The organism is Clavibacter sepedonicus (genome assembly GCF_000069225.1).
GTDB classification, from domain to species: Bacteria; Actinomycetota; Actinomycetes; order Actinomycetales; family Microbacteriaceae; genus Clavibacter; species Clavibacter sepedonicus.
Map to the genome: position 1 here is coordinate 1,987,326 of NC_010407.1, position 19,220 is coordinate 2,006,545.

The following is a 19,220-nucleotide window of genomic DNA, read 5'->3' on the forward strand; positions in this document are numbered from 1 at the left end:
GTTGCCGTGCGCGTCTCAGGAGAGGCGCGTGGTGTCCGCTGCTCCCGCGACGTGTCCCGGGTAGACGATGCGGCAGAGCATGTCGGCGGGAGGCGCGGCGAACCCGGCGGCGACCGGGCAGGCGGATCCCGTGGAGTCCGTGTCCTTCGCGTCGAGCCCCAGGGACGGGGCGGTGTCGCCGGCGTACGCGAAGCGGACCTCGCGGCCGTACGTCTCGGGCGAGGTGCCGAGCGCGGAGAGCGGATCCGAGATGCGGTCGACGAGGCCCGTGCCGGGTCGACGGGCTGACAGGGGCGTCGCCCGCTTGAGGGCGTCACCCGGTCCCGTGACGCCCTGCACGCGGCCGGACGGATCGAAGGTGGTGATCGTCCCGTCGTCGCCGGTCACGACGACCTGTCGCGACTGGTCGAGGGAGACGCGGTCGTGCTCTCCCGTCGGCGCCGTGTAGCCGGTGCCGGATCCGTCGCCCGCGGTGCGCGTGTAGGTGTGCGCGGTGCCGGAGGCGTCGGTGAGGATGACGGCGGAGTCCGTGACCTGGGCGCGCGACCAGTCGCCGGCGTCGCCCTCGAGCGCGGTGGTCGACGACCACCCGGCCGGGAGCGTGTCGACGGTGCGGGTGAACCAGTCGGCGGGGACCACGTACTGGGCGCCCGTCGGATCCGTGACCCACAGCGAGACCCCGGCCTCCCCCGCGTGCTCGAAGTAGTCGACCTCGAGCGGCACGGGCTTGCCCTGCGTCAAGGCGGTCGGGGTCGATCCCGTGGTGTCCTGCGCGACGTGGTCGTCGCGCCATCCGGAGTACACGGTGGATCCGTCGACCCGGACGCAGCCGCCGTCATCGCGCGTCATGCCGAACGTGTAGGTGCCCGTGGTGGGCACGTGCAGGAAGCCCGTCCACTTCGCGGAGAAGTCGTCCACGTCCACCCCAGGAGCCGGGGAACCGTCGCCCCAGTCGAAGGAGATCGACGGATCGGTGCGGGTGGTCGCGAGCGTGCCGGCGTCGGCGTGGCACGCGTCGCCGTCCCCGAGAGGAGCCGCGCCGTCGTAGTAGCGGCCGAGGAGCCCGCCGGAGCCGGCTTGCATCGAGTTGTAGCTGAAGCCCAGGCCCATGCTGCCGCCCACGGTCTGCACCGTCGGCGACGCGAAGCGCAGCCCGACGTTGCCGTTCGCGAGGTTCACGCTGACGGGACCCGCGGTGTCCGTCGGGGCGGGCCCGGCGTCGCCGACCCGGCGGTCGACCCGGATCTTGTCCGTCCACGTCACCGGCGGCTCGTCGTACCCGTCGGACGCGCGCACCGACCAGGTGTAGCGGCCGCCGTCCTGCAGGGAGTTCGCCGGAACGGTCCACGTCGTGCCCGCCTGCCAGCCGGACGTCGCGACCGCGCCCGTGGTGCCGTCGGCCCCGGAGGCGATCTGGAAGCGGTACCGAACCGGGTCGCCGTCGGGATCCGCGATGGTCGGCGCCGTCAGGGTCGGCGTGGTCGTGGTGATGACCGAGCCGTCCGCGGGCGCGGACCCCGCCTGCGCCGTCATCGCCGGAGTGTTCGTGGTGAAGCTCCACGTGGAGGAGATGCCGAGAGTGGAGGTGCCGTGCACCCCGTCGTACCCGTCCTTGACGTAGCCCTTCCAGTGGTACCTGGTGCCGGGCTTCAACGCGCCGAACGGCACCTTCACCTGCTGCGCGCCCCAGCCCGACTCCCACACCGGGCCCACCTCGGGATCGTCCCCGGCGCTGATGCGGTAGAAGTACTGCAGCCCGGTGCCCTCCGGGTCCGTCCCCGAGATCGCGAGCGTGGGCATCACGGGACCGCGGGCTCCGTCGGCGGGCGACGGCGCGATGGCCGGGCCCGCGGTGGGCATGTCCTTATAGGTCACGACGAGGGCGACCGCGATCGACTTGTACGTGTAGACGCCGGGCCGCTCGTCGCCGCCGATGATGAGGTACGCGCCGCGCGAGCCGTCGCGCACGTACTTGGCGATCTCGTCGGTGAGCCGGTCGTCCTGCGCGGATCCGTTGTCGGACATCGCGAACTGGCTCAGGCGGTCGCCGACCCCGTTGTAGGAGAACGAGGTGGCTGCGCTGATGGATCCGCCGAAGAGCGCCTTGGTCCCGCCGTTGTAGTACGAGCCGTCGATGCGGGCGCTGAGGACCTGCTTGCCGAACAGCTGCTCGTAGTCGAAGTGCTCGACCGTGCGCCAGTACTTGTCGCCGTGGTCCCGCGCGTTGCCGATGCGGACGGTGCCGTCGGTGAGCCGGGTGCCGTCGGACTTGTACTCGTGCTGGTCGTTCGACCAGGACGCGACGGACGACGGGTCCACGTGCACCGGGTAGGCGCGCTCGGGGCTCGCGAGCCACGCCGGATCGGGCGCCATCCGGATGGTCCAGCCGCGTCCGTCGGCGGTCAGCGTCGTGGCGACGGGCGCGTCGGCGGGCTCCTGCACGTCCGGGATCCCGCTCGAGTCGTACATGCGCGGCGCGGGGATGCCGAAGACGACGGATCCCGCCTTGTCCGTGAAGAGGATGGAGCCGTCGGCGTCCTGCGCCGCGTGCAGACCGGCTGCGCTGACATGCCAGGTGTACGAGGGCGCGGCCGGCACCGGCGGCGCCGCGAGGATGAGCTCCTCCTTGACCTGACCGGCCGTCACCGCGTAGTGCAGGTCGGTCCGCGGGAACACGTCCCGGTACTGCACCTCGTCGGCGCTGGGCCGCTCGAGCGGGCTGTCCGCGGCGCCGTCGAGCGTGTACTTCAGGACGTGCCCGTCGTGGTGCAGCGTGAGGACGCCCGCGTCGGACGCGGAGTCGGCGAAGCGCGGGGCGAGCGGGTGGTCGGGGACGACCCCCGCGCCGGACGACCGGACGGTGATGTCCGTGTTGACCGGCACCCAGTCGCCCTTCGTGTCCTGCACGTTGAGGGGCGTCTGCGAGAGCACCGCCGACTCGGTGCCGTCGTCGTTCGCGTAGGTGTCCTGGAACTGCGACTGGGACACGAGCTGGGCCGAGTCCTGCAGCTGGCTCGCCGATGCCGCCCGCCGGGGTCGGGCGACGGCGGAGGCCGAGAGGGAGGAGGGCGAGACGGCCGACTCGTCGGCGGCCGGCGCGCTCGGGTCGGCGGGAGCCTGGGCGTACGCGGGAGCGGGGGCGTCGACCGAGCCGCTGGGGATCGTCGGCGTGGCGACGTCGACGTCGTCGGACGTGAGCGCGGGCACGGAGGCGACGGGCCGGGTCGGCGTGGTCGCGGCCTCGGCGGGCAGGGCGACGAAGATCTCCGCGACCAGGGCCAGGGCGACGATGACGGCGGTGGAGGTGAGACGGCGTGCAGGACGCATCCGAGTGCTCCCTTTCGAGCAGACGGATCAGGCACCCGCATCCGCGACCGCCGGGCGCTCGCGAAGCTGAGAATAGGGTTGGAGCTGGAAAAGAATCACTTGCATTCCACAGGCACGTCCGGGGTGGACGATCGGCGCCCGCGCCCCCGTTGCGGGGGCACGCCCCTCACTCCCCGAAGATCACCCCCACCGGCTCGCGCTTCTCCGCCTGGAAGCGGTCCTCGGCGCGGCCGAGCGCCCAGTAGGCGGAGAGCGAGAGGGCGCGGCGGTCGATGCCCCAGCCGTCCTGGAGGACCGCCCGCAGCTCCTTCATCGCCCCGCGCTCGCCGTGCGCGAAGACCTCCACCTCGCCGTCGGGACGCTCGAGCGCGCGGGCCGCGGCGACGAGGGGCGCGCCCGGCACGGCGTCGGGCGTGCGCGAGCGGTGGATCCAGCGCACGGCGACGCCCGAGGGGTGCGCGAGCGGGAGCTCGTCGTCCGGGCCGTCGACCTCGAGGAGCGCGACCCCGGTGGCGTCGGCGGGCATGGCGGCGAGCGCCGCGGCGATGGCGGGCACGGCGGAGTCGTCGCCGAGGAGGACGCGCGCGATCGCGGCGTCCTCGCTCGGCCGGTACATCCCACCGGGGCCGCTCGCCGCGAGCAGGTCGCCGGGCTGCGCGGACGCCGCCCAGGGGCCCGCGAGCCCCTCGTCCCCGTGCACGACGAAGTCGATCGCGCAGGTGCCGGCGGCCGGATCCGCGTGCCGCAGCGTGTAGGTCCGCACCGCCGGCAGCGCCTCGGCCGGCCGCGTCTCGCGGAGGGCGGGCAGGTCGTACGGCGGCGTGAGCCCGGATCCCCGCGGCGGCAGCATCAGCTTCACATAGGCGTCGGTCGCGGCGAGCCGCTCGGGGGCGGCCCGCTCCAGCAGCGCCCGCATCCCCTCGCCGCCGAGGTGCACGCGCACGAGGTGCGGGGTGAGTCGCTCGGCGCGGACCACCTCCAGCACGTGCTGCGTCCGCGCGGCGCGGACGGGACGGTCGGGGACGGCGGGTGCGGAGGAGTCGGTCATCGAGGTCGATCCTCCGCCCCGCGCGCCTCCCCCGCAACGCGACCGGGCCGCGCGCACCCTCGCCCGCCGCGGATCGCCCGCCTACACTGACGGCGTGGTCGACATCGTCGTCACGGGGCTAAGCGCCAACTCCGTGCCGTACATCGAGGCCCTCGAGCGTCAGCGTGCCCTGCATGCCGACGTCGTCGCGGGCCGGGCGCAGGACACCGTCATCCTCCTCGAGCACCCCAGCGTGTACACCGCGGGGCGACGCACGGAGCCGGACGACAGGCCGCGCGATGGCACGCCGGTCATCGACGTCGACCGCGGCGGACGCATCACCTGGCACGGGCCGGGACAGCTCGTCGGCTACCCGATCGTCCGGCTGCCGGAGCCCCTCGACGTCGTGGCCCATGTGCGCCGCCTCGAGGACGCGCTCATCGCCCTCCTCGCCGAGCTCGGCATCGCGTCATGCCGCGTCGACGGCCGCTCCGGCGTCTGGATCCGCGGCACCGCCCCCGACGGCACGCCCCGCGACGAGAAGGTCGCCGCCATCGGCGTCCGCGTCGCCGAGCGGGTCACGATGCACGGCTTCGCCCTCAACTGCAGCAACGCGCTCGACGCCTACGACCGCATCGTCCCGTGCGGGATCCGCGACGCCGGCGTCACCTCCCTGAGCCGCGTCCTCGGCCGCACGGTGACGCCGGCCGACGTCGTCCCCCTCCTCCGCCCGCACCTCGTGCGCGCCCTCTCGAACGGATCCGCCATGCCCGCAACGCCCGCCCTCCCCTCCGCCGCCGGGGCCCGCGCATGAGCGCCGCGCCCGAGGGTCGCCGCATGCTCCGCCTCGAGGTCCGCAACGCCGAGACGCCCATCGAGCGGAAGCCGGAGTGGATCAAGACGAAGGCCCGCATGGGGCCGGAGTACCAGGCCCTCCAGCAGCTCGTGAAGACCGAGGACCTGCACACCGTCTGCCAGGAGGCGGCGTGCCCCAACATCTACGAGTGCTGGGAGGACCGCGAGGCCACGTTCCTCATCGGCGGATCCCAGTGCACGCGCCGATGCGACTTCTGCCAGATCGACACCGGCAAGCCCGCCGACTACGACACCGACGAGCCGCGCCGCGTCGCCGACTCGGTGCGCCGGATGGGGCTCCGCTACGCCACCGTCACGGGTGTGGCGCGCGACGACCTCCCCGACGAGGGCGCGTGGCTGCACGCGGAGACCGTGCGGCGTATCCACGCGGACAACCCCGGCACGGGCGTCGAGATCCTCGCGACCGACTTCTCCGGGAACCCCGACCTCCTCGCCGAGGTCTTCTCGTCCCGGCCCGAGGTCTTCGCGCACAACGTCGAGACGGTGCCGCGCATCTTCAAGCGGATCCGGCCGGCATTCCGGTACGAGCGCTCCCTCGACGTGATCACGCAGGGGCGCGACGCCGACCTCATCACGAAGTCCAACCTCATCCTCGGCATGGGCGAGACGCGCGAGGAGGTGTCCGAGGCCCTTGCCGACCTGCACGACGCGGGCTGCGACATCATCACCGTCACGCAGTACCTGCGGCCGTCGCCGCGGCATCTGCCGGTCGCGCGCTGGGTGCGGCCGGAGGAGTTCGTGGAGATCAAGGCGGAAGCCGAGGCCATCGGCTTCCTCGGCGTGCTCGCCGGACCGCTCGTGCGCTCGTCGTACCGCGCCGGCCGGCTGTACGCGCAGTCGATGAGCGCGAAGGGCCGGGAGCTCCCCGCGAGTCTGGCGCACCTCGCGGATCCGGCGAACGGCTTCGCGCAGGCCGTCGGCTGACGCGTCCCGTCGCTCCCCACCTCCCGGACCTGTCGGCTCGCTGACGAACGGGCCCCTCCCGGGTCCGCGACCAGGTGCGCGGCCTATCGTCGGGAGGACCGCGCACGTCCCACAGCAAGGAGCTCGTCATGGCCGCAACGTCCCCGTCCGCAGGATCCGCATTCGGAGACGCCGCCGACGGCGTGTGGCAGGCGATGGAGTCGCTCCGCGCCCGCTTCGAGAAGCGCGACGGCACAACCGCCGGGCATGACGCCGGTCACGGTGCCGGCCCGCACGATGTGCGCCACGCGGTGCTCGCGCTCCTCGCCGAGGAGCCCATGCACGGCTACCGCATCATCCACGAGATCCAGGAGCGCACCGCCGGCGCCTGGACCCCGAACGCCGGATCCGTGTACCCCACGCTCCAGCTCCTCACCGACGAGGGCCTCATCGCGGCCGAGACCACCGACGGCCGCAAGGTCTACGCGCTGACGGAGTCCGGCCGCGCCACGATCGCCCGCGACGGCATCACCGCGCCGTGGGCCGACGCGTCCCACGGACACGACGCGCACGACCGCCACGACCGTTCCGCCCTCCCCAAGGCCGGGCTATCGCTCGCCCAGGCCGCGGCCCAGGTGCAGCGCACGGGCACCCCGGCGCAGGTCGCCGAGGCCGTCACCGAGCTCGACGCGGCCCGCCGCCGCCTCTACGCGATCCTCGCCCGGGAGTGACCGCGGCCACGGCCGGCACCGCGCCCGGGGCGGATCCCGAGGCCGACGCCCCGGAGACGCGCGCCCGCTACCGCCGCATCCTCCGCTTCGCCGCGTGGAACCTCGCCGTCACGTGGTGGTACGAGCTGTTCCTGCCCCGCGTCGGCCTCCGTCGCATCGCCGACCGCACGCGCACGCGGCGCATGAAGCTCTTCGCCCGACGCTTCCGCGTCCTCGCCGTCGAGCTCGGCGGGCTCATGATCAAGGTCGGCCAGTTCATGTCGTCGCGCCTCGACGTGCTCCCGCCCGAGATCACCGCGGAGCTCGAGGACCTGCAGGACGAGGTGCCGGCCGTGCCCTTCCCCGAGATCCGGGCGCTGGCCGAACGCGAGCTCGGCATGCCGCTCGCCGACGCCTTCGCCTGGGTCGACGAGACGCCCGTCGCCGCCGCGTCGCTCGGCCAGGCGCACCGCGCCGTCCTCGGCCCGATCGACTCCGCCGACACGGGCCTCACGGGTGTCGTCATCAAGGTGCAGCGGCCGGGCATCGACGACATCGTCCGGATCGACCTGGCCGCCCTCCGCCGCATCGGCGGCTGGCTCACGCACGTCCGCCTCGTGTCCGACCGGGTGGACGCGCCGGCGCTCGTGGAGGAGTTCGCCGAGACGAGCCTCGAGGAGATCGACTACCTGCACGAGGCCCGCAGCTCTGCGCGCTTCCAGGAGATGTTCGCCTCGGACGACCGCGTGGCCGTGCCCGAGATCGTCTGGGAGCGCAGCACCCGCCGCGTGCTCACGCTCGAGGACGTGACGGCGATCAAGATCACCGACCACGCCGGGCTCCTCGCGGCCGGCATCGACCCGGTCGACGTCGCGCCCGTCTTCGCCGCGGTCATGTTCGACCAGCTCTTCGCCGACGGCTTCTTCCACGCGGATCCGCACCCCGGCAACGTCTTCGTCACGCCCGTGACGGACGGCTCCGTCGAGCAGGGCTGGACGCTCACGTTCATCGACTTCGGGATGATGGGCGAGGTCCCGCCGAGCACCCGCCGCGGACTCCGCAAAATGCTCATCGCCGCCGCCTCGCGCGACGGCAAGGGCCTCGTGGACGCGGCGCGCGACATCGGAGTGCTCCTCCCCTCCGCCGACACCACGCAGCTCGAGCTCGCCATGACCCGGCTCTTCGCCCGCTTCGGCGGCCTGGGCTTCGCGGAGCTGCGCGAGGTGGATCCGCGGGAGTTCCGCGCCTTCGCCAACGAGTTCCAGGAGGTGGTGCGCACCCTGCCGTTCCAGCTGCCGGACGACTTCCTCCTCATCATCCGCGCCATGTCGCTGACGTCGGGCGTGTGCAGTGCGCTGGATCCCGCGTTCAACCTGTGGGACTCGGTCGAGCCGTACGCGGCGCGCCTCATTCGCGAGGAGCGCGGCAACGTCGTGCGCGACATCGGCACGCGCGTCTCCGACACCGCGGGCACGCTCGCCCGCCTCCCCGGCCGCCTCGACGCGCTCCTCACCCGCATCGACGACGGCGCCCTCCCGATCAGCGACCCGACGCTCGAGCGCCGCGTCGGCGCCCTGGAGCGCACCCTCCGCCGCGCGGTCTCCGCCCTCGTCTTCGGTGGCCTCCTCGCCGGCGGCGTGCTCCTCCGCCCCGACGACGAGGTGCTCGGCACCGTGCTGATGGTCGTCTCCGTCTTCCCCCTCGCGCAGGCGCTCGTCCCGGGGCGCCGCGGCCGCTGAGGTCCGCCCGCTATTCCGCGAGCAGGTCCATCAGCGCGGCCAGAGCGCGGCGCGCGTCCGCTCCGTCGATGCGATGCGCAGGAGCGCCGTCGCGCCGCAGGGCGCGCACCCGCGCATCGAGCTCGTCGAGGTGCCTCCGACCGCCCGCCCGTGTCAGGGCCTCGTCCACGACCCGGCTGAGCCGCGGGACGGGTCGTGACCCGCGGCCCGCGCCTGCAGGCGTCGCCAGCACTCGTCCAGGGGCACGTCGAGCACGACGTGCGTCACACGGCCGCCCGCGCCGCGCGCCTGAGCAGCCAGACCCGCCAGCTCGTCCTCGTCGTCGAGCAGCTGCGGCACGACGACCGTGCCGCCGTCGCGGACGACGCTCCGCACGATCGCGTGGGCGATGGGCCGGACGATGCGACCGGCCCGACCGAAGTCGTCCGCCCACCCGCCGATGGAGGTGCGGAGCACGTCGATGTCCAGGAGGAACCACCCGGGGCAGGCGTCCACCAGACGCCGGGCGACGTGGGACTTGCCGCTGCCGGGAACGCCGTTGAGGAGGACGACCGCGCCTGCCGTGTGCTCTCCATCTCGCCTCCGTCGCGCCGGCCCCGTCGGAGGCGATCGGGTCCATCCTCGCCGGGGATGCGCGGTCCGCGTGGCGCCGGTCCACCGGACGAGCGTCCGGGAACGCAGAAGGCCCGGTCTCCAGGAGACCGGGCCTTCATCTTGTTGCGGGGGCAGGATTTGAACCTACGACCTCTGGGTTATGAGCCCAGCGAGCTACCGAACTGCTCCACCCCGCGCTACGAGGAATACAATACCAGACCTCTGACGTGCTCATGACCACGGCGGAGCGACAGCCCGGATCCACCACCCGCACGACGACGGCCCCGGCAGCACCCGCATCGCGGGGCCGCCGGGGCCGTGATCGTGAGGCGCTGAGCGCTACTGCTGCTGGCTCAGCTCGTACGCGCGCTGCACCGCCTCGGTGAACCGCTGGTCCGCCTGCGCGGCAGCGACGAGGTCGCCGGACGCGTACGCGGCCTGGCGCTCCTGCAGCGCCGTGTTCGCCGCGTCGAGCGCCGCCTGCACGTCCTGCGCGGGAGCCGCCGGCGATGCGGTCGGCGCGGGCGTGGGCGTGGATCCAGTGCCCCCGTCGGTCGCGCCGTCGGTGGACCCGTCGCCCGCCGCACCGTCCGCGGGCGTCGTGGGCACGACGTCCTCGTCACCGGCGGTGGCACCCGAGTCGCCCTCGAAGATGCTGTCGAGGGCCGCATCGAGCGTGTCCTCGAACGCGATCTTGTCGCCGAACGCCACGAGCACCTTGCGGAGCAGCGGGTAGCTCGTATCGCCCGTTGACCGCACGTACACCGGCTGCACGTACAGCAGACCGCCGCCGACGGGGAGCGTCAGCAGGTTTCCGCGGACCACGCTCGTCCGCCCGCCGCGCTCCAGCAGGTTCAGCTGGTTCGCCACGTTCGTGTCGGAGTTGAAGTTGTTCTGGATCTGCGTCGGCGCCGGGATGGTGTCGTCGTTCGGCAGCGTCAGCAGGCGCAGCTTCCCGTAGTCCGCTGCCTTCTCCCCCGCCGTGCTGCCGGCGTCGGAGTCGACCCCGAGGTAGCCCGTGAGCACGCTCCTCGAGGTGTCCTGCGTGGCAGGTGGGATGAACGTCGAGTAGAGGGAGAACCGCGGGGAGTCCTGACCCGGCATCTGCATCGTCAGGTAGTACGGCGGCTGGAGGCTCGCCGGCGTGCCCGCCTCGGTGGTGGCGGTGGGGTCGTTCGGCGTGGTCCAGAGGTCCTGGTTCGAGTAGATCGAGCCGGGGTCGGTCACGTGGTACTTGCCGAGCACCGCGCGCTGCACCTTGAACATGTCGGCCGGGAAGCGCAGGTGGCTCATGAGCTCGCCCGAGATGTCCGCGATCGGCTTGAGCGTCGACGGGAACACCTTCTGCCACGTCTTGAGGATCGGGTCGTCGGTGTCCCACGCGTAGAGCGTGACCTTGCCGTCGTACGCGTCGACCGTGGCCTTCACCGAGTTGCGGATGTAGTTGATCCGGTCCGTCGGCACGAGCGGCTGCGTCTGCTGCGAGTACGGGTACTGGTCGCTCGTCGTGTAGCCGTCGACGATCCAGACCACGCGCCCGTCGACGACGCTGGGGTACGGGTCCTTGTCGACCGTGAGGTACGGCGCGACCTTGCCGACGCGCTCCGCCGGGTCGCGGTCGTAGAGGATCTGCGACTGGTCGTTGATCTGGTTGGCCAGGAAGATCTGCTCCGACTGGAACTTGAGGGCGTAGATGAGGCGCTTGAAGACGTTGTCGACCTTCGGCCCGCCGTCGCCCTGGAACGTCGTGTACGTCTCGTCCGCGCCGTCGACGCCGGACGGGTAGTCGAGTTCGACCTTGTCGCCCGACTCGGGGCCGCCGACGATGGAGTAGTCGGGCGAGTCCTCGCCGAAGTACACGCGCGGCTCGAAGTCGCCCAGGTCGCCCGAGGCCGGGATGCCCGACTCGAGGAACACGGGCTGGCCGTCGGAGGTGCGCTGCGTGCCGTACGCCGCCACGAGCGAGTAGCCGTGCGTGTAGACGAGGTGCTGGTTGACCCACGACGTGCCCGTGTTGGTGGGGCTCAGCTCGCGGACCGCGACCACCGTGTCCTGCACGCGGCCGTCGATCTGGTACCGGTCGACGTCGAGGTTGTCGCCGAACTGGTAGTACTGCCGGAACTGCTGCAGCTGGCTGAAGGCGTCGCCCACGACGGCGGGGTCGAGGATGCGGATGTTCGCGGTGGTCGCGGCGTCCTCGCGGAGCGCGCCCGGCGTGGTGTCCGTGGTCGCGTCGTAGGGGATCTCCTCGATGTCCGCGAGGCCGTACGCCGCTCGGGTCGCCTCGATGTTGCGCTCGTAGAAGGGCGATTCGAGCGAGCGCTCGTTCGGCTCGACCTGGAAGCGCTGCACGATGGCCGGGTAGGCCGTGCCGATGAGGATGCTGGCCACGATGAGCCCCGCGGTGCCGATGATGGGCAGGCGCCAGCGGCCGATGGCCGCGGTGATGATGAACATTACGGCGACGACGACGGCGATGCCGGCGAGGATCGTGCGGCCGGGGATCACGGCGTTCACGTCGGAGAACGCAGCACCGGTGAACAGCCCGCCGTTGGCCGTGTTGACCACGGACGAGTACTGGTCGAGCCAGATGCTCACGCCCTGGAGCAGGAAGTAGACGCCAGCCGTGATCGCGATCTGGATGCGCGAGCTCTTCGAGATGCGCACCTCGCGGCCCGTGAACCGCACAGCGCCGTAGAGGTAGCTCGTGGCGAGGACGCCGAGCATGGAGATGATGACGACGGCCGAGGCGAAGCCGACGACCGCGTGGTAGAAGGGCAGCTCGAACAGGTAGAACGACGTGTCGAGCCCGAACTGCGGGTCGGTCGTGCCGGAGGGCGTGCGGTTCAGCCACAGCAGCGTGCGCTGCCAGCCGCTCGAGGCCGAGACGCCGGCGAAGAGGCCGAACACCGCGGGGATCGCGAACATGGCGAGGCGGCGCAGCGGCTCGATGACCTGCTGGTAGCGGTCGAGCTGCGAGTTGAGCTTCGCGTAGACGGGCCGCGAGCGGTACGCGACCTGGATGCTGACGAACACCGGGATCGCCATGGCAAGGAACCCGATGAAGAACAGCGCGATGCCCGCGCCCCACTGCGTGAGCAGCACGCCCAGGTAGCCCAGCTGGTCGTACCAGAGCACGTCCGCGTAGAAGCCGGCGAAGATGAAGAACGCGATCACGAGGGCGGCGATGATGGCCGCGGTGATGGCGAGGGGGGCTCGGCTCCGTCTGGCGGGCCGGGCGGATGTGCTAGTCACAGATGTGCCTCAGAGTCGTAGGACAGCGGAGTCCTCATCCTAGGCGGGGCGGTTGCCAGGTCCCTGCGAGCGATCAGGGGTTCCCGTCTGGTAAGGCGCACCTCTCGTGCACCGGCCGCCGTCGTCCTCAGCAGGTGGGCAGCGCGTCCAGGTCGCCATCCGTGGAGATGGCCGCGAGCGCCGCGAGCGAGTCGTCGAGCGTCGAGACGGAGAAGACGCGCAGGCCGTCGGGGACGTGCCCGCGCACCTCGTCGCAGTTGTCGGCGGGCGCGAGGAAGTACTCGGCTCCCGCGCGCTCGGCGCCGTAGAGCTTCTGCCGGATCCCGCCGATGGGGCCGACGTCGCCGGCCGCGTCGATCGTGCCCGTGCCCGCGATGGCCTTGCCGCCCGTGAGCGAGCCCTCCTCGAGCTTGTCCATGATCCCGAGCGCGAACATCATGCCGGCGCTCGGCCCGCCGACGTCGTCGAGCTGGATGTCGACCTCGAACGGGAACTCGTAGGAGGTGGAGGTGACGATGCCGATGACGGGGCGGCCGTCGCGCTCCGCGGGCGTGACCTCGACCGTGCTCTCCTGGCCGTCGCGCGTGATCCCGAAGGACAGCGGCGTGCTCGTGCCGGCGGCGGCGACGCGCGCCTGGAGGTCGGCGAGGTCGACGACGTCCTGGCCGTCGACCGTGCGGATCGCGTCGCCGGTGCGGAGGGGCCCGGCGGCCGGGGACCCGTCGAGGATGCTCTGCACCTGGAGGGTGCGCGGCACCTGGATGCCGAGCTCGGTGAGGGCCGCCGCGACCGCGTCCTGCTGCGAGTCGGTCATCTGGACCTGGTTCTGGGCGTCGCGCTCTTCCGCGGTCTGCTCGGCGGGGAACACGGCCTCCATCGGCACGACGCTCCGGGTCGGGTCGAGCCAGGCGGAGACCACCGAGAACCAGTCCGGGCGCTGCGCGGGGTTGCCCACGACGCTGACCGTGAGCATGTCGAGCCGACCGTCGGTCGGGTACGTGGTGCGGTCGGGGATGGAGATGAGGGGACGCTCGGTGCCCTCGTGGTCGCTCGTGCCCAGGGTGTCGAACACGGGACCCGGCTGCTCGATGACGTACGGCGACGGCATGAGGCCGAGGGCGAGGGCGAGCACGGCGCCGGTGCCGGCCAGCACGCGGCCGACACGACGGCGGCGCGCAGGCCGGGGTGCGCGGGGGGCGTGCTGGGCGAACAGGCTCATCCGGATGTCCTCGGGTTCGGGGGCGCGTCGGGCCGGGAGGCGGCCGGACGACGGGTGTCGAGGCGGCCCGCTGGCCGCTGTTCGCGGCGGGCGGAAGACGCGAGGGCTCAGCCTAGGCGAATGCGGATGGGTTTCCCGTGGGCGCGGGCTAGCGTGGATCCACCGGCCGCGGCACCGCGATCCGGACCCCCTCGAACCCCCGGGAGACCCTCCATGGCCGACGAGCCCACCCCGAATCCCGAGGACGAGTTCCGGCGCATGCTGGAGCGGTTCCTCGGCGCCGACGGGCAGATCGACCCCGACAAGCTCGCCGGTGCGGCAGGCCTGCCGCAGGACCCGGAGATGGTGCGCCAGCTCCTCGCGCAGCTGCAGGGCGCGCTCGCGAACACCGGCGACGGCGTCGACTGGAAGGTCGCCCGCGAGGGCGCCCGCCAGCTCGCCGCGAAGGACCAGACGCAGGTCACCGCCGCGGCGTCCGCGCCCCTCGACCAGGCGTTCCAGGTCGCCGCGCTCTGGCTCGACGAGGTCACCTACGTCAGCCAGCTCACCGTCGCGCCGCGCCTCATCACCCGCGCGCAGTGGACGGAGCTCACGATGCCCGTGTGGACGCAGCTCGCCGAGCCCGTGGCCCTCAGCATCGCCGACTCGCTCACCGAGGTGCTCCAGCAGAACGCGCCCGAGGAGATGCAGGGCATGGTCGCGGGCGCCGGCCGCATGATGCGGAACCTCGGCGGCACGCTCTTCGCCGTGCAGCTCGGCCAGGTGGTCGGGCGGCTGTCCACCGAGGTGGTCTCGGGCGGCGACGTCGGCATCCCGCTCCTCGACGACCAGCAGGCCGCGCTCCTCCCGCAGAACGTCCAGGCGTTCGGCTCGGGGCTCGACGTCTCCGACGACCAGGTGCAGATCTACCTCGCGGTGCGCGAGCTCGCCCACGCGCGCCTGTTCCGCCACGCCCGCTGGCTGCGGCTGCAGCTCATCTCCTCGATCACGGAGTTCGCGAAGGGCGTGCACATCGACACCGAGCGGCTCGAGTCGCTCGCGGAGGGGTTCGACCCGTCGAACCCGGAGGAGCTCCGCCAGGCGATGGTCGACGGATCCCTCATCCCGCCGAAGACGGAGGCGCAGCTCGCCGCCCTGGCGCGCCTCGAGACCATGCTCGCGCTCATCGAGGGCTGGGTGGACGTGGTCACGGCGGCTGCGACCGTGCGGCTCCCCCGCGCGTCCGCCATCGCCGAGACCGTGCGCCGCCGCCGCGCGACGGGCGGTCCCGCCGAGTCCGCGTTCGCGACGCTCGTCGGCCTCGAGCTCCGGCCCCGCCGCCTCCGCGAAGCCGCGGCCATGTGGCAGGCCGTCTCCGACGGCGTCGGCGCCGAGCAGCGCGACGCGCTCTGGTCTCACCCCGACGTGCTGCCCACCTCCGAGGACATCGACGCGCCGCACGCGCTCGTCGCGCGCCTCACCCAGGACGAGCCCGAGCCCGACGAGGTCGACCAGGCGCTCGAGGACCTGCTAAGCGGATCCGACGCCGGCCGCCCCCTGGAGGACGGCCAGGGTCGGGCGACCGAGCCGGGCGAGATGCCGGGCGACGGTCCGGACGACGCGCCCGGGACGGATCCGCGTCCCGTCTGACGTCCGACCCGCACCCTCCGGAGAGGCTGGCACCGCGACCGCGGTGCCGGCCTCTCGCACGTCGACCCGGCCCCGCATCCCCGCGTCGGGCCTGTGGACGCGCTCCCCGCGAGCCGCGCCCGTCGGGCAATCTCCGCGCCCATGGCCATCCGACTCGATCCCCGTCTCCCGCTCGTCTGGCGCACGCCGGACTCCCTCCAGCTCGGCGTCGACCGCCCGCCCGTGGTGCTGAGCGCCGTGTCGCGGCTCGACGAGCGGCTCCTCGACGCGCTCGTGCACGGCATCAGCCGCGGAGGCCTCGACATGATCGCGGCGACGGAGGGCGCGGGCCCCGCGCACGTCACGCAGCTGCTCGACCTGGTGCGGCCGGCGCTCCTCCCGCCACGCGACGGGGGATCCCCGTCCGGCCTCGATGCCACCACCACCCGCCGGGCGCGGACCGGCCCGGTCGCGGTCGTCGGCGGAGGTGCGACCGCGGATCGCATCGCCGACGCCCTCGCCCGCGCCGGGCACGACGTCGCACCCCGGCGGATGGCCGACGACGCGGACCCGCGCACCGCCCTCGCCGTGATCGTCGCGCACTTCGCCATCGCGCCGGCCGTCTACGGGCGCTGGTCCCGGGAGGACGTGCCGCACCTGCCGGTCGTCCTCGGCGACCGGCACGCCGTCGTCGGGCCGCTGGTCGAGCCCGGACGCACGGTCTGCTGCTACTGCCTCGACCTCGGGCGACGCGACGCGGATCCCGCCTGGCCCGCCATCGCGACCCAGCTGCTCGGGCGCGACAGCGGATCCGAGGCGGGGCTCGTGCCGACGGAGCTCGCCGCCCTCGCCGCGCGGCCCGCCGACCGGCTGCTGACGACGGGCGAGAACGCGCTCGCCACCCACCAGGCGGTGCTCGACGTGCGGTCGGGCCGGATCACGCGCCGCGCTTCGCGCCCCCACCCGCGATGCGGGTGTCGAGCTCTGCCAGGAACCGCGACGGCTCCCGTTGACCCGATCGGTGCGGTCCGCTCCGGCTCCAGGACAGCCGGAGCCCGGACCGCGCGCGGGTGATCCCCACGTAGAGGAGGCGCCGCTCCTCGTCGACCGCCTCGAGCGTCTGCGCGTAGCTGATGGGCACGAGCCCCTCGCTGAGCCCCATCAGGTAGACGTGCTCCCACTCGAGGCCCTTGGCGGAGTGCAGCGTCGCGAGCGTGACCGCGGAGACGGTGGGCTCGTGCTGGCCGGCCTGGCGCTCGAGCAGCTCGTCGGTGAAGGCTCGAAAGGTGCTGCCCGCGGGCATCCGCTCGGCGAGGCCCATGATCGCGTCGAGGGACTCCCAGCGGTCGCGCACGGCGCCCTGCTGCTCGGGCGGCTGCTGGCTCCAGCCGAGGCCGCGGAGCACGTCGCTCACCGACTTGAACAGCGGCTCGCCGGAGATGGAGACGGACGCGCCGCGGAGCGCGAGGAGCGCCTGCTTGATCTCGGGGCGGTCGAAGAAGCGCTGGGATCCGCGCACCTGGTAGCTCACGCCCGCGTCACCGAGCGCCTGCTCGAGCACCGCCGACTGGCCGTTCATGCGGTAGAGCACGGCGATGTCCTCCGGCGCGATGCCCGAGGAGATCTGCTGGGCGATGGCGCCGGCGATGGCCCGGGCCTCGGCGCCGTCCGACGGGAACGCGCTCACCTGCGGCGCGCGGAAGCCCTCGCCGCGGCCGGGCACCGCGGCGGATCCGCGGCCCTTGGTGGCGCGGGCGGAAGACGCGCCCGTGCCGTCGCCGTCGGGATCCGCGTCCGCCGAGACGAGCGTGAGCGCGCCGGGCCGCCCGCGCATCAGCCGGTTCGCCGCCTCCGTGATGCCCGAGGTCGACCGGTAGTTCCGCTCCAGCCGCACGACGGTGGCCTCGGGGAAGCGCGACGCGAAGTCGAGGAGGTACGCGCTCTTGGCGCCCGCGAACGAGTAGATGGTCTGGCTCGCGTCGCCGACCACGCAGAGGTCGCGGCGGTCGCCCATCCAGAGGTCGAGGATCGTCTGCTGCAGCGGCGAGACGTCCTGGTACTCGTCGACCACGAAGAAGCGGTACTGCTCGCGCACCTGCTGTGCGACCCAGGGCTCCGCCTCGATCATGCCCGCGGTGGCGAGCAGCACGTCCTCGAAGTCGAGCTGGCGGCGCTGGTCCTTGATGTCCTCGTAGGCCTGGAGCAGCGCCACGGCCTGGTCGGCGTCGAGCTGCGGGGGCAGCGTCCGGCTCGTGCGCGCGGCGAGGCCGTACTCCTCGACGGAGATCATCGAGACCTTGCGCCACTCGACCTCGGCGGCCATGTCGCGGAGGGCGGCGGTGTCGAGGCGGAGGCGGAGGGACTCGGCGGCGTGCCCGAGCATGCGCCCCTTGCTCTCGATGAGACGAGGCATGGTGCCGCCGACCACCTGCGGCCAGAAGAAGTTGAGCTGCTTGAGGGCCGCGGCGTGGAAGGTGCGGGCCGCGACGGGACCGGCGCCGAGCTCGCGCAGGCGCCCCCGCAGCTCGGCCGCGGCGCGCGACGTGAAGGTCAGCGCCATCACGCGGTTGGGCGGGTAGACGCCCGCCTGGATCCCGTAGGCGATGCGGTGCGTGATGGCCCGCGTCTTGCCGGTGCCGGCGCCCGCGAGGACGACGACGGGGCCGAGGAGCGCCTGCGCGGCGAGGCGCTGCTGGTCGTCGAGGGCCTCGAGCAGGGACTCCGCGGACGGCGCCTCGACCTCGACCTCGTCCGCGGTCGCGGTAGCGGGGCCGAGGGAGACGGGAGCCGGCAGGGCGCCGGGCGCAGCGGACCCGTAGGGGTCGCGCCCGGGCGTGCCGGGGACGAGCTGGTCGGTCACGATCGGCGGATCACCACTCCCGCTCGCCGTCCTCGAGGGGCCCGCCGTACCACTCCTCGATGATGGCGCGCGCGATGGACGACGGGCCCGGCAGCGCGATCTCGCCGAGCGACGCGCGGAGCTCCTCGCGGCTGAACCAGCGCAGGTCGATGATCTCGACGCCGTCGGGCGTCGCGGGCCCGCTGGTGGCAGAGACGCGCGCGAGGAAGCCGACCATCACGGACGCGGGGAACGGCCACGGCTGGCTGCCCAGGTAGTGGGGATCCTCGACGGTGACGCCGGACTCCTCGAGCACCTCGCGCTTCACCGCCGCCTCGAACGACTCCCCCGGCTCGACGAAACCCGCGAGCAGCGAGTAGCGGTCGCCGCCCCACATGGCGTTGGCGCCGAGGAGCAGGCGGTCGTCCGCATCGACGACGCCCATGATCACCGCGGCGTCGGTCCGCGGGAAGACCTGCGAGCCGTCGGAGGGCGCGCGCCGCACCCAGCCGCCCTGCTCGACGACGGTCGGCTCGCCCGTCTTCGGCGAGAAGGGGTGGGAGGCGTGCCAGTTCGCCGTGGCGAGCGCGCCCGTGAACAGGGCGGCATCGCGGTCGTCGAGCTGCGTCGCGGTCGTGCGCAGCTCCAGCCAGCGCTCCTCGGCGGGCGCGAGCTCAGCCGCCGCGGCGTCCGTGAGGACCGCGGCGACGACGGGCGTGCCGACCGGCTCGCCCTCGTGCGCGATGGTGCTGCGGCCGAGGTAGATGCGCACGGTCGCGGCGGTGACGCGGTCCACCGGCAGCAGGTCGAGCGCGGCGCGGCCGTCGGCGACGGAGCCCAGCGCGCGGTGTCCGTGCAGGGCGAGGACGCGGGTGGCGGGATCCGCCCACAGCTCGTCGAAGAGAGCGGGCGAGTCGCGGTGCAGGCCGTCGCGGTCGACGCCCTCGCGGGACAGGGGCAGGCGGGAGAGGAAGCTGTCGAGCACGGGTGACCAATCGACTTCGGGGGCGGACGGGCCGAAGGGCAGAGACGGCGGTGCCGATGGTCCGCCCACGGTGCGCGTGTGGGGCCGGAAGCGCGTGGCGCGGTGAGACGGAGGGCTCCCAGCGACCTAACCTGTAAG

The 19,220-nt window shown here is 73.1% G+C and carries 12 protein-coding genes, 1 tRNA gene and 1 pseudogene; 6 read left to right on the forward strand and 8 right to left on the reverse strand.

Annotated features, from left to right (window positions below; translation table 11 throughout):
* Positions 1-15 precede the first annotated feature (15 nt).
* Together CMS_RS09330 and CMS_RS09335 are read right to left on the reverse strand one after the other, a co-directional pair.
* Positions 16-3,327: a PA14 domain-containing protein gene (locus CMS_RS09330; RefSeq protein ID WP_012299218.1), complete on the reverse strand. Its 3,312-nt coding sequence runs from the start codon at positions 3,325-3,327 to the stop codon at positions 16-18.
* A gap of 166 nt (positions 3,328-3,493) precedes the next feature.
* Complete coding sequence (locus CMS_RS09335; protein WP_012299219.1) at positions 3,494-4,375, reverse strand: siderophore-interacting protein; 882 nt, start codon at positions 4,373-4,375, stop codon at positions 3,494-3,496.
* 94 nt (positions 4,376-4,469) lie between these two features.
* On the opposite strand from CMS_RS09335, the gene lipB reads away from it, so the two are divergent.
* The 4 genes from lipB to CMS_RS09355 all read left to right on the forward strand — a co-directional run bounded on the left by lipB (position 4,470) and on the right by CMS_RS09355 (position 8,582).
* A complete protein-coding gene (gene lipB / locus CMS_RS09340; RefSeq protein ID WP_012299220.1) occupies positions 4,470-5,168 on the forward strand; it encodes a lipoyl(octanoyl) transferase LipB in 699 nt (232 codons plus the stop codon).
* Positions 5,165-6,154, forward strand: a complete 990-nt coding sequence (gene lipA, locus CMS_RS09345; RefSeq protein ID WP_012299221.1) for a lipoyl synthase — start codon at positions 5,165-5,167, stop codon at positions 6,152-6,154. The genes lipB and lipA overlap by 4 nt, the downstream gene beginning before the upstream one ends.
* A gap of 128 nt (positions 6,155-6,282) precedes the next feature.
* Positions 6,283-6,864 (forward strand): PadR family transcriptional regulator, encoded by a 582-nt coding sequence (locus CMS_RS09350; RefSeq protein WP_041464583.1) that lies wholly within the window; start codon positions 6,283-6,285, stop codon positions 6,862-6,864.
* On the forward strand, positions 6,861-8,582 hold the full coding sequence (locus CMS_RS09355) for an ABC1 kinase family protein (RefSeq protein WP_041464584.1): 1,722 nt from the start codon (positions 6,861-6,863) through the stop codon (positions 8,580-8,582). The genes CMS_RS09350 and CMS_RS09355 overlap by 4 nt, the downstream gene beginning before the upstream one ends.
* A 153-nt stretch (positions 8,583-8,735) precedes the next feature.
* Here CMS_RS09355 and CMS_RS18165 read toward each other — a convergent pair whose 3' ends face one another.
* The 4 genes from CMS_RS18165 to CMS_RS09375 all read right to left on the reverse strand — a co-directional run bounded on the left by CMS_RS18165 (position 8,736) and on the right by CMS_RS09375 (position 13,650).
* Positions 8,736-9,314, reverse strand: coding sequence for an ATP-binding protein (locus CMS_RS18165; RefSeq protein WP_086935902.1), 579 nt, complete (start codon positions 9,312-9,314; stop codon positions 8,736-8,738).
* Positions 9,300-9,373 (reverse strand) — tRNA-Met (locus CMS_RS09365). The genes CMS_RS18165 and CMS_RS09365 overlap by 15 nt, the downstream gene beginning before the upstream one ends.
* Positions 9,374-9,515: 142 nt before the next feature.
* On the reverse strand, positions 9,516-12,431 hold the full coding sequence (locus tag CMS_RS09370) for a UPF0182 family membrane protein (protein WP_012299223.1): 2,916 nt from the start codon (positions 12,429-12,431) through the stop codon (positions 9,516-9,518).
* A 127-nt stretch (positions 12,432-12,558) separates the two neighbouring features.
* The gene (locus CMS_RS09375) at positions 12,559-13,650 is read right to left on the reverse strand and encodes a YlbL family protein (RefSeq protein WP_012299224.1); all 1,092 of its coding nucleotides are present in this window, start codon (positions 13,648-13,650) and stop codon (positions 12,559-12,561) included.
* 213 nt (positions 13,651-13,863) lie between these two features.
* On the opposite strand from CMS_RS09375, the gene CMS_RS09380 reads away from it, so the two are divergent.
* Both CMS_RS09380 and CMS_RS17900 read left to right on the forward strand, forming a co-directional pair.
* A complete protein-coding gene (locus tag CMS_RS09380) occupies positions 13,864-15,279 on the forward strand; it encodes a zinc-dependent metalloprotease (RefSeq protein WP_012299225.1) in 1,416 nt (471 codons plus the stop codon).
* Positions 15,280-15,810: 531 nt separating this feature from the next.
* A pseudogene (locus CMS_RS17900) lies at positions 15,811-16,221 on the forward strand (TOMM precursor leader peptide-binding protein); the annotation flags it as partial.
* On the opposite strand, the gene CMS_RS09390 reads toward CMS_RS17900, so the two are convergent.
* Complete coding sequence (locus CMS_RS09390; RefSeq protein WP_012299227.1) at positions 16,196-18,118, reverse strand: ATP-dependent helicase; 1,923 nt, start codon at positions 18,116-18,118, stop codon at positions 16,196-16,198. The pseudogene CMS_RS17900 and the gene CMS_RS09390 overlap by 26 nt on opposite strands.
* Before the next feature lie 10 nt (positions 18,119-18,128).
* The gene (gene nudC / locus CMS_RS09395) at positions 18,129-19,082 is read right to left on the reverse strand and encodes an NAD(+) diphosphatase (protein ID WP_041464585.1); all 954 of its coding nucleotides are present in this window, start codon (positions 19,080-19,082) and stop codon (positions 18,129-18,131) included.
* Between the last annotated feature and the right edge of the window lie 138 nt (positions 19,083-19,220).

Coding starts and splice junctions, on each gene's coding strand:
- CMS_RS09350 (WP_041464583.1), top strand. CDS start 6,283: ATGGCCGCAACGTCCCCGTCCGCAGGATCCGCATTCGGAGACGCCGCC.
- CMS_RS09335 (WP_012299219.1), bottom strand. CDS start 4,375: ATGACCGACTCCTCCGCACCCGCCGTCCCCGACCGTCCCGTCCGCGCC.
- CMS_RS09380 (WP_012299225.1), top strand. CDS start 13,864: ATGGCCGACGAGCCCACCCCGAATCCCGAGGACGAGTTCCGGCGCATG.
- CMS_RS09375 (WP_012299224.1), bottom strand. CDS start 13,650: ATGAGCCTGTTCGCCCAGCACGCCCCCCGCGCACCCCGGCCTGCGCGC.
- lipA (WP_012299221.1), top strand. CDS start 5,165: ATGAGCGCCGCGCCCGAGGGTCGCCGCATGCTCCGCCTCGAGGTCCGC.
- CMS_RS09330 (WP_012299218.1), bottom strand. CDS start 3,327: ATGCGTCCTGCACGCCGTCTCACCTCCACCGCCGTCATCGTCGCCCTG.